Origin of the sequence: Alkalispirochaeta americana (assembly GCF_900156105.1) — a bacterium.
Lineage (GTDB): Bacteria > Spirochaetota > Spirochaetia > DSM-27196 > Alkalispirochaetaceae > Alkalispirochaeta > Alkalispirochaeta americana.
Map to the genome: position 1 here is coordinate 42,735 of NZ_FTMS01000001.1, position 14,072 is coordinate 56,806.

A 14,072-nucleotide genomic window follows, 5' to 3' on the forward strand; every position below is an offset into this window, starting at 1 on the left:
GTATGGACTATATGGTAATTATTATCGGGGCGGTCTTGGTAAACAATATCGTCCTTTCACAGTTTCTCGGGATCTGCCCCTTTCTGGGTGTCAGTTCCCGGGTCTCCACCGCTGTTGGCATGGGGGCTGCCGTTGTCTTTGTCATGACCATGGCAACGATTGCCACCTTCCTGATTCAGACGTTGATTCTGGAGCCCCTGGGGCTGGTCTTTCTCCAGACCGTCTCCTTCATTCTGGTGATTGCCAGCCTTGTGCAGCTTGTAGAGATCGTGCTGAAGAAGGTGAGCCCTGCTCTCTATCAGGCTCTGGGGGTCTTTCTGCCTCTGATTACCACGAACTGCGCCATTCTTGGTGTGGCGATTATCGTGGTTGGTCAGGGGTACACCCTGGGGCAGGGCGTGGTATACGCGATCGGCAGTTCTCTGGGGTTTGTCCTGGCCCTCTATGTCTTTGCGGGATTGCGCGAGAAGATGGATCTCCTGGATATTCCCAAGGCGATGCGTGGTGCTCCTATCTCTCTGGTAACAGCAGGGCTTCTGGCGCTGGCCTTTGGAGGCTTCGCCGGCTTGGTCTAGGAAGTTCTCCTTCCACCAAAAAAAGCGCCCTCTCTGCGGAGTGGGCGCTTTCTTTTTAACCGCGTAATCGGGGTGGTGGGGGTTATTCGTGCCCCACCAGAGCCTTGATATACTGCAACCGTTCGAACGCCTCGGGGGTGGAGCTTTTCTTCTGGCTGAGCTTTCCCCGGAACTGGCCTATGGTGGAGTAGCCGTGGCGATCCATCCAGGAGGCAATCTCGTCGCGCATTGTTGTCAGATGGCTGTACTGGTTCTGGTAGAGGGTGGAGCAGACCTGAGTCACCTCGGCACCTGCCAGAAGGGCTTTTACCGCATCGGCTCCGGTGTGGATTCCCCCGTTCGCTGCCAGCTGGGCCTCGGTCTTTCCGTAGGTCACGGTGAGCCACCGGAGGGTGAGGGCCAGGTCAGCGGGGATGCTCAAGGGGGAGCCGCTCTGAAGGCGCAGGGTTTCAATGTCTATATCAAGCTGGTAAAAGCGGTTGAAAAGCACCACTGCCTGGGCACCGGCCCAGCGCAAGCGATCCACCAAAGCGGGGATAGAGGTGAAGTGCTGGCCAATCTTCACTGCGATGGGAATATTCACCCGGGCCCGAACCGCTTCCACAGTCCGGATATAGAAATCCAGGATATCGGCCTCGTTGCTTTTATAGTCGTAGGGCATGAGGGAGATGTTCAGTTCCAGGGCGTCGGCCCCGGCTTGGGCGATCTCGGCCACGTGGTCTTCCCACCAGTTGCGGGTTACGGCGTTGATGCTGGCAATAACAGGGATGTTCACGGAAGCCTTTGCCTCGTGAATCACCTTGGTATAGCCTTGGATTCCTGCATCGGTTTCCAGTTCCCGAATGTAGTCCAGGGCTTCGGTATGCTCCGCTCCTCCCGATTCATCGTCGATGTGAGCCTGGATCTCCTCCTCGAAGAGCGATTTCAGGACAACCGCTCCTGCTCCGGCGGCCTCGCATTGTTTTACCTGTTCCGCTGTGCGGGTCAGACCGGAACTTGAGACAACCAGGGGGTTCTCCAGCTGGAGCCCCATATACTGTACGCGTAGATCGGCCATGTAGCTTCCTTCAGATAATGGATAATTTGTTATATATTAGACCCTATGGTCCGGGGTGTCAATTATCCCGGGGGGCAAGGGGGCAATCCCCGGGGCATTATCTCCCGGAGGGCCAACGCCCAGGGTTTCGCTCCACCCCTCCAGGGCCGCCCAGGTTTCTTCCCTGACGTGGATCTCCTCTCGCGGACCAGGATTCGCCCCGGCTGCGCCGGGAAGGCGTTCTCCCCGGGCTGCCATCTGTTCCTCCAGCGTCTTGACCCCCCGGGAAAATGATTCCGGGCAGGATCCATCGGGAGCGATGGCGATCACGGTCTGGCTGTGACTGTTGATGCCCCCCGGCCGCTGGATCGCCGTGGTGGTTTCTCCACCTGCCAGAACCGCCGTGAGGACTTCCTGCATCAGGGCCAGGCCGAAGCCCTTGTGCTCCCCGATGGGCCGCAGACGCCACCCTTCAAGAGCCTCCCCGGGGTCCGTGGTGGGCGTTTCATCAGGACCCAGAGCCCAGTGGGGCGGGATCGATCCCCCTTCCCGGCGGAGTGTCTGAAGATGACCGATAGAACTGTAGGCCAGGCATGAATCGAAGAGCAGGGGAGGCGTCCCGGGGGCACCAAATCCCAGGGGATTGTTTCCGATAATCGCCTCGGTTCCGCCAGGGCCTGTCATGGTGGGGTCGGTGTTGCTCAGGACCAGGACCAGAGCTCCCCTTTCGGCACCGCGCTGCACGTAGGGGTAGGCAGCCAGGAAGTGGTTGCTTCGGCGTACCGTGGCCAGGCCGATTCCGTAGTGCCCGGCCCGTTGCAGTGCCCCCTCCAGGGCGTGGCTGCAGCAGAGTTCTCCCGGGCCGCCGTCGCCGTCGAAGGCCAGAAGCGCCGGCTCATCCCGCAGGACGGTGAAAGAGGGGGCAGGGTTGATCCGGCCGGAATGGAGCAGCTCCAGCCGGTGGGGAAGATCATGGATATCGTGGTGGCCCAAGCCTCGCCGGGAGGAACGGATGAAAACGTCCGCGATCGTTTCGGCTGACACCAGGTCTGTTCCGGCAGCCTGCAGAAGCCGGGTGATCCAGGGCCGCAGGATGTCTTGGTGGATGTCCATAGCCCGGCACTCTACCATGTCTTCCCGGCGCTGTTCGACCCTCTTGGTCAGGTACTGTTGATAGTGTTGATCGGTTGCTGTTGATAGGTTTCGAATATTTCCCTACCTTAGAGGTATGGCATATTCTTTCAAGGTGGATTCTCTCCAGGAGTCCAGGACAGAGTCTCTAAAAAAACAGAGCGAACAGGACCGGGTCGAAGAGGTTATTATCGTGGGGTCAGGGCCTGCAGCCCACACCGCAGCGATCTACGCTGCCAGGGCTGATCTGGAGCCGCTCCTCTTTGAAGGGTTCATGGCGGGCGGGGTCGCTGCGGGGGGGCAGCTGACCACAACTACGGAGGTGGAGAACTTTCCCGGTTTTCCCCAGGGCATCACCGGGCCGCAGCTCATGGAGGCCATGCGCGACCAGAGCTCCCGTCTGGGTACCCGAATAAAGACCGAGACAGTTCAGGAGGTGGATCTCTCGCAGACCCCCTTTCTGGTGAGCACGGGCAGTGCCGCCTATCGGGCCAGAACTCTTATCGTGGCCACGGGGGCCACGGCACGCCGCCTGGAGTTGCCGGGAGAGGATCAGTACTGGCAACGGGGCGTTTCAGCCTGTGCGGTCTGTGACGGTGCCCTTCCCATTTTTCGCGACAAACCGCTGGTGGTGATCGGCGGTGGCGATTCTGCCTGCGAGGAGGCCTCGTATCTGGCGAAGTTCGGGAGTTCCGTCACCATGCTGGTACGCCGTGATGTCCTGCGCGCCTCCCGGGCCATGCAGAAGCGGATTCTGGAGCATCCCCGGATTACGGTCATGTGGAATACCAACGCTCTGGAGCTTCAGGGAGACGGGAAACTCCTCTCCCATGTGCTGGTTCGGAACAATGTGAGCCAGGAAGAACAGATCCTGCCGGCCAGCGGGCTCTTCTACGCCGTGGGTCACGAGCCGAATACTGCTTTTCTGGGGGGGCAGGTGGAGCTTGACGAAACGGGCTATATCCTCACCCGGGGGCAGTCCATGGTTACCAGCGTTCCCGGCGTCTTTGCCTGCGGCGACGTGCAGGACAGGACCTATCGCCAGGCCATAACCGCAGCCGGCACGGGTTGCATGGCCGCCTTGGAGGCTGAACGGTACCTGGCCGGCCAGTAAGGCGCGGCCACAGGCCAGCCCCGGGGAAGATCCGCTAGAGGTAGCGCCGGGGTGTCTCGCCGATGATCCCTGCCGTGAGTTCAATGTGATCCCGGGCAGGGCTCACGGAGAGTTTCGGAAAGAGCACCTCCTCAACCTGGAAAAACCCGACGGACTGGGTCATTTCTATCTCGATGCGGATCGGCTTTTCCCGGCCCGCCGAGAGAGTGATCCGTTCCACCGCCGAAGAGGAGTATTTGTGGATATCCCCAACCCGGGCCTCGGTGTTGATCAGCAGGGGTATCCGCGCCCGGCCCTTCTCCATATCACAGCCGTCGGCGATAAGAATGAGCCCCGCCTCGACGGAGTGGATCCTGATCGTCCCCATATGCCCCACAATGCACTCGGTGATGAGAGAGCGAAGCATCACGTGGCGCCCCACATCGTCCGGGCAGTACTGGTTCAAATAACGATCCACGATGGGTCTGCCCAGCTCGGTGCTGTAGCGCTCGTGATCCTGGCGCGTTACGGACATGCCGATATCGTGGAGGAGCCCCGCCGTGAAGAGGGCAAAAACGCTATCCTCGAAGGAGCCGATCCCCTCCTGCTCAAGACTCATGGGAATACCCGCCTCCCGGAGCAGGCTGGCAAAGGTCAGGGCGTTCTTCACCACTTTTCTCATGTGCACCGGGCCATGATCGTTAAAACCCAGGCGGCGGATGCTGACGATGTTGGCGTAGTCCTGGAGGGCCTTGATCTCCTCGTCCTGGAGCATCGCCCGGGCGATGGCTGTCAGAGACGAGGGGACCAGCTCCAGAATGTGCCGGTCCAGACTCGATTCCTTGGGAGACTTCCCGGAGGGGCGTATTGCGTCGCTCATGCCAGAACTGTACCGCTCCTGCCCGTCTTGGTCCACGGGGGGCAGGGCGGGAATTCTCCGGGGATCGGCTCTCATGGATCGGCTCCTGCGCTCCGATACACAGAAAATGGACGCAGACCTTGTCAGAGAGCTCCGGGAGCGGAGTATTGCTATAGGATCGGGAAAAGGGGGTGTGGGAAAATCCACCACGGCCCTCAACATCGCCTTGCTTTTGGCACGGAAACAGCTTCGGGTGGGGCTGGTTGACCTGGACCCCCTTTCGAACGTAGCCGTTATTCTGGATCTGCCCGAGGGGGCTCTCCAGAAGGTGCTTTCTCACCACGAGGACCAGGGAAGTCTGGGGAAGTTTGTTATCCCCTATACGGATTATCTTGATCTGGTGTTTCCCCACCCCGGGTCGGCCAAGGACAAACTCTTTACCCGCTTTGCCCGGCAACTGGTCGAGGCCTACGATATTCTCATCTACGATATGCCCGCAGGGATCAGCGTCGAGGAAAACCTGGGGTTTCTCCCGTCTACGGGTTCCCTGGTGGTGGTGACCAACGCCGAACCCACGGCCCACGTTTCGGCCGGAGGATACCTGCGGAGCGTCTTTGAGATCGTCCCCGACATGCCGGTGATGATCTGGCACAACCGGTATCAGCCTGCCGGTGAGAGCGGTTTTGATCCTCGTGCCGTGGCAGCGAATTACAACAAATACGTGGAGCCTGAGCTTCAGATCACCCGACAGGAGGAAGCCCGCCTGAAGGATGTGGCTTTTGTTCCTTCCGATCCTGCCCTGAACCTCCTGCAGACCGAGCTTGATCCGACGGTGACCATTCTGAGCAAGTTGCGGGAACTCTTTTCCCTCATTCTGGACCAGCAGGTGCGGGACCGGGTCTCTCTTGTTCCCGCCGGGGCCAGGAGTCGAGATCTGATTTCCTATTATATCACCCGGAACCCCGCTCCCGAGGATACCGCCCGGGCAGTGAGGGATTTGGACACCTTCCTCCTGGGTTTGCTCCAGGGAAGCGCCCGGGAAGCGGTTCGCTCCCTCCTGGCGAGTCTGGGCGAGACGGCCCGGGAAGGAAATAGTCCGGGCCAGGCGGCCTCCGGGGAATACCGGATACTCTCGGAAAAGCAGGCCGAAGCGGTGGGAGATGTCCTGGGGGCGTTACGTCGCAGCGAGCTCCATCAGGAGCTTCTGCGGGTTCTGAGGATTCTCGACGAGGCCATAACGGCGATTGTGGAACAGTCCCGGGGATTTCTTCCGGCGGGCTCCCTCGATCACAGCCGGATTGTGCGCGGTGCCGTACCCCGGCTTCTGCGGCTTCTGGCGCAGGAGGCCGAGATGCTCCCGGGATTCTCCCGGAACGCTGCCTCGGTGGCACTTTTTCTGATCGCCGCCGACAAGGAGTTTGACGATGCCGAGACGCGGACCCTTCTGCTTCGCCTGGTGCCCGAGCGGCGTTCTTCCCGGGGAGTTGTCCAGCGCGATCGGTATCGCCAGATCCTGAGGCTCTTGAGCCGGGACAATCACTACCACACCCTCTTTTTCCAGGTGGTGAAGGCAATTTTCCCCGGTATCACCCGGCGGATCTCTTCCCTGAACCAGGAGTTTTCCCTGGGCCCCCTGCTTCTGCGCGACGACCAGGGAAAGATTAACGCTCCAGCCTACGTAAAACTGAGCACCCACCTTTTGCACGACACGGTGAACGCCGGGTTGGGAGTGTCGATCAGCGCCACCTACAACGCCGCGAGTCAGGCGATTCGCCGGGGCGTGGAAGCGATTCTTCAGGAGCGTGGTTGGTCTCAGGGCGGATCAGGAGAGGGGCCTCGTCGGGAGGGATCAGCCCCCCCGACGGGCTCTGTTGCCGGGCCCGACACCGCTGCGGCCCTCTCGGTCAGTTCTCCAGCCTCGGTCAGTCCTGCTGGAAATTGACCTGGGGCACGGTGCGGGCGCTCTCGCTGATCTCGAAGTATTCCCGCTGGCTCAGACCGAACCGGGGGGCCAGCATTGAGGCGGGGAACGTCCGGATCCGCGTATTGAACCGACGGACCGCCTCGTTGTAGCGGTTTCGTGCCACGGCGATGCGGTTTTCCGTTCCCGCCAGCTCATCCTGGAGCCGGATGAAGTTCTGGTTTGCCTGAAGCTGGGGATAGTTCTCCACCACCACGAGAAGTCTGCTCAGGGCACCCTGGAGTTCCTGGTAGTGCTCTGCCGTCTCGCTCACCGTGGATGCTCCGGCCAGGCGGGCCCGGGCCTGGGCGATATCGGAGAAAACCGCCCGTTCGTGTCCGGCGAAGCCCTGTACCGTGGCTACCAGATTGGGGATCAGGTCGCTCCGTCGCTGGAGCTGGTTGTCCACCTCGGACCAGGCTGCCGAGACCGTTTCATCGGCCACGATCAGGCCGTTCCGCTGGTTGATCATCCACCCCGACACCACCAGGATCACCACCAGGATAATCAGGATTTTCTTTGTGCTTTCTGTCATTTTCATGTTGAGTTCGCTTTCCGGGAGCCCCTGGCGGGGCTCCTCCCGAGAGATATATTCACCGGGGATCTAAAACCCCCGGGAGGCTCCACCGCCACCAAAACCACCGCCGCCGAAACCGCCAAAACCGCCGCCGCCGCCGCGGAATCCTCCGCCAAAGCTGCTGCCATGGAAGGATGTGCTGCGATGGTATCCACGGTACTGGCTTCCGAAGCCGCCGCCGTAGAACCCCCGGCGGAAGCGGCCGAACACCAGGGGCCAGAAAATAAAGCGCCCCCCGCCGAAGAGGAAAAACACCAGAAGCAGCACCAGAACCTGTCCTGCCTCGTTGCCCGAGGAGGCTCCCCGGGCGGGGGCTGCCGCTTCGGTTCTTTCGGTAGCTGCGCCGACATCGGAGAGGTCTGTTCCCGTCTCCTCGCCGATGATGCCCGCCAGGACCCTGGTTGCTTCCAGAAAACCCTCGCCGTAACGGCCTCGCTGGAAGGCAGGAACCAGGACCTGGTCGATCACCGCCCCGGCGCGTCCGTCGGGGAGAACCCCTTCCAGGCCGTAGCCCACCTCCAGGCGTATCTGACGTTCCTCCATGGCCAGGATCAGGATAACCCCCCGATCAGATCCGGCCCCGCCCACACCCCAGGCATCGGCCAGGGCAATTCCAAGATCTCCCACCGTGGCAAACCCCAAATCTTCAAAGCTCTTTACCGTCACCAGGGCAATTTCTGCGTCGGTCCGGTCGGCCACGGCCCGGGCGATCAGCTCTATCTGCCGGGCTGCATCCCGGGGAATAACACCAGCGAAGTCGCTCACGTAGCCCCGGGGCGAGGGAAGGGAACCCCGGGCCTGGGCTTCGAGCACACCGCCGCCGGTGTGAGCGTTGCCGCCGGGAAAAAAGGCCCCTCCGGAAAGCGACAGAGAGAGCAAGAAAAGACAGGGCAGAGCCCGTCTCCCGAAGATTCTCATCCGTCACCTCCCGATTCCAGGGTGTTCCTCAGGGAGTCCACGTGCTGCGAGAGGTCCGAGAGTCGTTGATCAAGCTCCCAGCTCAAAGCAACCGGATCGAGCGATCGGTTGTCCCTCAACTCAAGAAGTTTTCGGAACGGTCCCGGCTCCAGGTCATAGAGGCGGTTCACGGCATCAATCAGCTCCCGGGGTTCTCCGGGGATCGTCTCCTCGCCGGCAAGACGGACCAGCCCCCGGAAAACCGCCGCCAACGGACCAAACCAGTCCAGCAACTGGGCTCTCACCACCCGCTTGCGCCCCCGCGCGGCCAGCACCATCTGACGCAACGATACCAGGTTTCCACGAAGCTGGTGCTCCAGCTGGTGCCGCAGGTTTCTGTCCTGCAGGTTCAAAGCCTCGGTAGGGTCCTCGCCAAAGATCGTCCGGTGGGTCTGGCGGATATCGGCGTATTCCAGGGGGAACACATCGGCCGAGGAGAGAAACTCCGTTTTGGTGAGGATCAGGGGGGTGATTCGCTCGGACCGGAGAAACCGGCGGGCATCGCTGCCGAAGCGCTGGATCTGGGCCCCAGCGGGCTGGTTCAGCAGGATCAGGGCGTTGATATCGGAGACGCCCTTCTGAAAGGTGCCCCGCACATAGCTTCCGTAGAGGGTAACCGAATCAAGATTATCTCCGAAGGAGGAAGAAAGCCGCTGGGTCAGGGCCTGTTCCATTCCGTGTTGTATTGTTTCCATGGCCTTAAGATGACTCATGACGGCCCTGTTGGCAAGTGATCTGTTGGCAAGTAATCGGCTGACACGTGATCTGCTGACACGTTTTTCTTTCTTCGGGGTGATCAGAAAGGCTCGAAATGTACTATTCTGGGAGATATGCCGAAGGATACGCAAAACGACGCAGAAGTACACGACGCAGGATCAGAGCAGGTGAAAATAACAGAGAGGACGGCGATGCGCCAGGGCTTTGTTCCCGGCGACGAATACGCCCTCAGAAACACCCAGGTCCAGCCTCCCCCGGGGGGCTGGCGGAATCTCACCTCCCAGGAGGTGGAGCGGCTGGTAAAAAACAACAACTACGCTGAAAACTGGGATACCCTGCTGGTAGCGGACCCCTTCGACGCCGGGCAGATTCGCAACAACCGGTTTTTCGGACTTGTCCGGCTGGGGGCTGTCCGCGATGTGGTCCTGGAGTACCACGACCTGCTCCTGCCTGCGGGTATCTCCAACAGTCTGATTATCTCCTGCGATATTGGCAACGATGCAGCGCTTCACAACGTCTCCTATATCGCCCACTACATTGTGGGCGACCGGACGATTCTCTTCAACCTCGACGAGGTCCATACTACAAACTACGCCAAGTTCGGCAACGGCATCGTCAAGGACGGGGAGGCTGAAGATGTTCGCATCTGGCTGGAGGTGATGAACGAGGGTGGAGACCGGAAGATCCTGCCCTTTGACGGCATGCTCAGCGCCGACGCCTATCTCTGGGCACGCTACCGCGACGATCGGGCGCTTCAGCAACGGCTTGTGGAGATCACCCAGAAGTCCTTTGATTCGCGCCGGGGCTACTACGGAACCATCGGGAACGGTTCGGTGATAAAAAACTCGCGAATCCTGAAAGACGTCAAGGTGGGCGACGGCTGCTATATCAAGGGAGCCAACAAGCTCAAGAACCTGACGATCAATTCCTCTCTCCAGGAGCCATCCCAGATCGGCGAGGGGGTCGAGCTGGTGAACGGAATCATCGGCTACGGCTGCAGTGTCTTCTACGGGTGCAAGGCCGTGCGGTTTATCCTGGGAAACAACTCGGGCCTGAAATACGGGGCCCGTCTGATAAACTCTTTCCTGGGAGATAACTCCACCATTTCCTGTTGCGAGGTGCTGAACAACCTGATCTTTCCAGCCCACGAACAGCACCACAACAACTCCTTCCTCGTGGCTGCCGTGGTCAAGGGACAAAGCAACATCGCCGCCGGGGCAACCCTGGGGTCCAACCACAACAGCCGGGCCAACGACAACGAGATCGAAGCGGGGCGGGGCTTCTGGCCCGGCCTTGCCACAAGTCTCAAGCATAGCTCCCGCTTTGCCTCCTTTGTCTTGTTGGCAAAAGCCGATTATCCGGCAGAACTGAACATTCCCTTTCCCTTCGCCCTGGTCTCCAATAACGTATCCCGGGATCGCCTGGAGATTGCCCCGGCCTTCTGGTGGCGTCACAACATGTATGCCCTCCAGCGGAACGGCTGGAAGGTGCGCCACCGGGACCGCCGCCTCTCTCCCGGCCAGGCAATCGAGTTCGATGTGCTGGCCCCGGACACCACCGAAGAGATCTGCCAGGCCCTGACGATTCTGGAGCCCTGGAAGGACGCCGAAGGCCCCGTGGAAATCTCCCGGGAGGGCCTCTCCGGGGAGAGCTTCGGCTACGAACGTTCGCGCCGGCCCGTGGTGGTCCATAACCCCGCAGGGGCTTGCCAGGCCTACCGGGAAATGCTCGTCACCTACGCTGTTACCACGCTCCTTCCTCTGGCGGAGGAACTGCTTCAGCAGGGCCTGCCCCGGGGCGGTGTCCCGGAAGCGCTGGACGCCGCCGCTGAGGGAGCCGCCCGGGAGTGGGTGAACCTGGGGGGACAACTTGTGCCGGAGGACGAGGTGAAGCGGTTGCGCCAGGATATCGGCCAGGGCATCCTGGCCGACTGGGACTCGATCCACCAACGATACCAGGATCTGTGGAACCGCTACGAAGCCCAAAAGCGCAGCCACGCCGCAGAGTTGCTACGCTTTTGGGGGGGACAGGAAAGGATCGACGAACCCCTCTGGGCCCGGGCCTGCCGGGAGGCGATCGCCCTTCAGGAGATGATCGCCGAGCGGGTCTATCTTTCCCGTCAGAAGGACGACCTGAACCCCTTCCGCCGCGCTACCTACCGCTGCGCCGAAGAAATGTACGCCGTGGTGGGGTCGGCCGGGGAAAACTCCTTCGTCCTGCAGGTGCAGGCAGACACAAAAGAGCTGGCCCGCCGCATCGCCGGGGTAGGGTGATCGCTAGAGAGGATACCCCGTTGCATCGGAAGGATCCGGCACGGGGTGCAACAGAGCCTCTTCGGGATCGGTCAGGACGTTGATCCACCGACCCGAGCGAACCCGGTTGATCCCCATGATCAGCTTGCCGATCTCTTCCAGGCCAATGCAGAGATACACCAGGTGTGCAGGCAGACCCAGGAAGAGCCCCGATATGAAGGCTGCCGGAACCCCCACGAGCCAGAGAAATCCCACGTCTACCCCCAGGGCAAAGGAAGTGTCTCCACCGCCCCGGAGAATTCCCACGATCAGGTGGAGGTTCAGCACCTTGGCAACCATCACCAGAGCGAAGGCGCGCATCAGGTTTGTCACCATGGTCCGGACCTCGGGCGTGACGGAAAAGAATCTCGGCACCAGGGGCGCCACCCCGAAGAACACCACCACTCCCACCAGAGCCGATACCAGGGGCAGTATCTTGAGCAGGGCCAGACCGATTTGCTGCGCCGGGTTCTCGTCGATGCTGGAGTAGCCCAGCCTGCCCTGGTGGGCACCCTCGCCGATCCGGTTTCCAATGAGAATCGCCGTGGCATTGGCGGAGCCGATAAAGAAAACCAGCATCAGGCGCCCCACGGTATCGGAGATGGTATAGGCCGCCAGATGCCCCGTACCCATCCGGGCAAAAACCACCGTATAAAGGGTGAACCCGATGGACCAGAAAATCTCGTTGAAAATAACCGGCGCGGCCCTGCCGAAAAACCGGCGCGCAAAGATCCTGTCAAAACGGAAGAGCTCCCGTGGCGAGGCCGCCACAGGGCCTTTTCGGCGGTAGACCACCACGAGGATCACCGCGAGCTCCAGAACGCGCGAGACCGCCGTGGCGATGGCGGCGCCCCGTACTCCCAGAGCGGGGAAAAAGCCCACCCCGAAAATGAGCAGGTAATTTCCCAGGATATTCAGACAGATCGAGACGGCCGTGGCCAGAAGTGGCAGTCGCGAGTCGCCCACGCTGCGCAGGGCGTGGGCGTAGCCCATGGTGATCGCCGTAAAGAGGTAACTCATGGCCACGATCCGGAGATACCGGGCTCCTTCGTGGATCACTGCCTGATCGGGGGTGAAGAGCGAGAGCAGCTGTCGGGGGATCACGACGCCTGCGACAGTGAAGAAAAGCGCTCCCCCGCAACCCAGGGACAGGGAGAGCCCCATGGCCCGGCGGACGCCCGAGATATCCCGGCTGCCCCAGAACTGGGAAGAGAAGACGGCGCTGCCGCTCCCCACACCAAAGAGAAAGAGCGCCAGAAGGAAAAATATCTGGTTTCCCAGGGCGATAGCGCCGATCTGGACCTCGCCAAGCTGGCCGATCATGAGGGTGTCGGCCAGATTGAGACTGGTCATGAGCAGATGCTGCAGCGAGATGGGAATAGCCAGCTTGAGCAGGGCCGGAACAAAAGATAGATCGACCCCCAAGGGGCCTGGGCGGGCAGAGAGAAGTGTCTTCATAGGCGTGTACTCCCGAAGACTACTCCTCTTTTTGTGCTTGGGCAAGATGGTTGCCGGAACACCTCGGGGTGCTGAGGGCCGATGAAGTCCGGGCCGGGGAAAACCGGGAGGAAGAGCGCCGAAGGAAATAAAAAATTTCACAAAACGGTTGCAGAAAATCAGCTCAGGACCGATAATGAAGAATCCTTCTCGGCCATGGGCCGACAGTTCTTAAGGAGAATCGACAGATCATGAAACAATGTATGCAAAACAGGCGGTTTTTCGCCTCTCTCCTGGCCGTGGCGCTTCTTCTGGGGGTTGCCGGAGTTCATCTTTCGGCTGATCACGCCCGAACCCTGCCGGCCCGGGTGTTGCGAACCCACGTTATCCCGATCTATTCCTTCGCCCGGGAGGATTTCAAGGACGACTTCCGTTTTGATATCGAGAGCGCCTCGGCCGATGTGGATATTTTCTCCATCGGTTTTGCCCTGGAATACGGTATCACCGACTGGATCACCGCGGCGGCCCAGTGGACCCCCACGGCGGTGCTCTGGTCAAAGATCGATGCGGATATAAAGCTTCCAGCAGTTCCACCAGCGGGAGAACCCGCTGGCGATCCCCAGGTCGGCACCTGGTTCGATCTCTTTCTGGGGGCCAAGGTGCAGGTTGTGGGAGAGCGGGCCCCGGTGCGGAGCGACCGCATCAGGTTTGCCCTGGCCCCGGGGGTCAAGATCCCCACCTCGGGCGAGATCGACTGGGACGATGAGTGGGACAATGCGAAGGATGGTGACGACTATATCCTCACCGCCCCCGACAGGAACATCTTCGGCTTCGGGGGCCGCTTCTTTCTGGACTACATCGTCTCGCCCTCGCTCTTCATCAACTTCTACGGCGAGGCGATCTACTACCCCGGCACGGGGAACGCCCCCAGTCTGCCCGTGCACGCGATTGCTTCCACAGCTAACCTGGACACGGACGACTTCAGCTACGGCTACGATATCACCCTGGAGGTGGAGCCCCACTACATCCATACCGCCTCGCCGGGCCTCCAGATCACGGGGAGCCTCCCCGTGACCTTACGAGTTTGCTCCCGAGGTCCGCCACGACGGCACCCGCCTGAGCAAGGTCGAGGGCAAACCCTTCTCCGCCCTCGACCCAGGCCGTTCCTCGCGGCTCTCGGTGGAACCCACGGTGGAGTTCTTCTTCCGGGGCCTCACGGTGCCCACGGCCCTGGAGGTGAGCTACCGCCGGTCCATCGCCGGGGAGAACGCCAACGTCCTCAACGCCGTGGTGATCAAGATCAAGAACTACCTCCGTATCTGATCCTGCCCCCTCCCTCCGGTCGCCTTCAGGGGCGGCCGGGGTGCCCCCTTTTTCTCTCATGTGTTAAACTTTCTTGTGTTAAAATAGTTCCATTCTCAGAGTTGCGAACGGAGTAA

General features: G+C 60.9%; 12 protein-coding genes. 5 read left to right on the forward strand and 7 right to left on the reverse strand.

The genetic code is table 11. The features are described 5' to 3' along the window. Positions 1-2 precede the first annotated feature (2 nt). On the forward strand, positions 3-575 hold the full coding sequence (locus tag BW950_RS00170; protein WP_076487278.1) for an electron transport complex protein RnfA: 573 nt from the start codon (positions 3-5) through the stop codon (positions 573-575). 82 nt (positions 576-657) lie between these two features. Here BW950_RS00170 and BW950_RS00175 read toward each other — a convergent pair whose 3' ends face one another. Then, entirely contained in the window at positions 658-1,632 is a 975-nt protein-coding gene (locus tag BW950_RS00175) for a dihydroorotate dehydrogenase-like protein (protein WP_076487279.1), read from the reverse strand. 36 nt (positions 1,633-1,668) lie between these two features. Beyond that, positions 1,669-2,724 carry an Ldh family oxidoreductase gene (locus BW950_RS00180; RefSeq protein WP_083943635.1) on the reverse strand — a complete coding sequence of 352 codons (1,056 nt, stop codon included), beginning with the start codon at positions 2,722-2,724 and terminating at the stop codon, positions 1,669-1,671. Positions 2,725-2,839: 115 nt separating this feature from the next. Between BW950_RS00180 and trxB the strand changes: the two genes are divergently transcribed. Then, entirely contained in the window at positions 2,840-3,856 is a 1,017-nt protein-coding gene (gene trxB / locus BW950_RS00185) for a thioredoxin-disulfide reductase (RefSeq protein ID WP_083943596.1), read from the forward strand. Between the two features lie 34 nt (positions 3,857-3,890). Here trxB and BW950_RS00190 read toward each other — a convergent pair whose 3' ends face one another. Continuing rightward, positions 3,891-4,715 (reverse strand): HD domain-containing protein, encoded by an 825-nt coding sequence (locus BW950_RS00190; protein ID WP_076487543.1) that lies wholly within the window; start codon positions 4,713-4,715, stop codon positions 3,891-3,893. On the opposite strand from BW950_RS00190, the gene BW950_RS00195 reads away from it, so the two are divergent. After that, positions 4,714-6,636 carry a MinD/ParA family ATP-binding protein gene (locus BW950_RS00195; protein ID WP_200796767.1) on the forward strand — a complete coding sequence of 641 codons (1,923 nt, stop codon included), beginning with the start codon at positions 4,714-4,716 and terminating at the stop codon, positions 6,634-6,636. The genes BW950_RS00190 and BW950_RS00195 overlap by 2 nt on opposite strands. Here the strand turns inward: BW950_RS00195 and BW950_RS00200 are convergent. From BW950_RS00200 to BW950_RS00210, 3 genes are all read right to left on the reverse strand, one after another. Further along, positions 6,617-7,195 (reverse strand): LemA family protein, encoded by a 579-nt coding sequence (locus BW950_RS00200; protein WP_499697471.1) that lies wholly within the window; start codon positions 7,193-7,195, stop codon positions 6,617-6,619. The two genes, BW950_RS00195 and BW950_RS00200, sit on opposite strands and share 20 nt — an antisense overlap. A 63-nt stretch (positions 7,196-7,258) precedes the next feature. Then, positions 7,259-8,149 (reverse strand): TPM domain-containing protein, encoded by an 891-nt coding sequence (locus BW950_RS15050; protein WP_076487281.1) that lies wholly within the window; start codon positions 8,147-8,149, stop codon positions 7,259-7,261. Continuing rightward, on the reverse strand, positions 8,146-8,883 hold the full coding sequence (locus BW950_RS00210) for a nucleotidyltransferase domain-containing protein (RefSeq protein ID WP_076487282.1): 738 nt from the start codon (positions 8,881-8,883) through the stop codon (positions 8,146-8,148). The genes BW950_RS15050 and BW950_RS00210 overlap by 4 nt, the downstream gene beginning before the upstream one ends. Positions 8,884-9,072: 189 nt before the next feature. On the opposite strand from BW950_RS00210, the gene BW950_RS00215 reads away from it, so the two are divergent. Beyond that, a complete protein-coding gene (locus BW950_RS00215; protein WP_234968986.1) occupies positions 9,073-11,178 on the forward strand; it encodes a DUF4954 family protein in 2,106 nt (701 codons plus the stop codon). Between the two features lie 3 nt (positions 11,179-11,181). Here BW950_RS00215 and BW950_RS00220 read toward each other — a convergent pair whose 3' ends face one another. After that, positions 11,182-12,654 carry an MATE family efflux transporter gene (locus BW950_RS00220; RefSeq protein WP_076487283.1) on the reverse strand — a complete coding sequence of 491 codons (1,473 nt, stop codon included), beginning with the start codon at positions 12,652-12,654 and terminating at the stop codon, positions 11,182-11,184. Between the two features lie 230 nt (positions 12,655-12,884). Between BW950_RS00220 and BW950_RS00225 the strand changes: the two genes are divergently transcribed. Continuing rightward, entirely contained in the window at positions 12,885-14,072 is a 1,188-nt protein-coding gene (locus BW950_RS00225; RefSeq protein WP_143559075.1) for a hypothetical protein, read from the forward strand.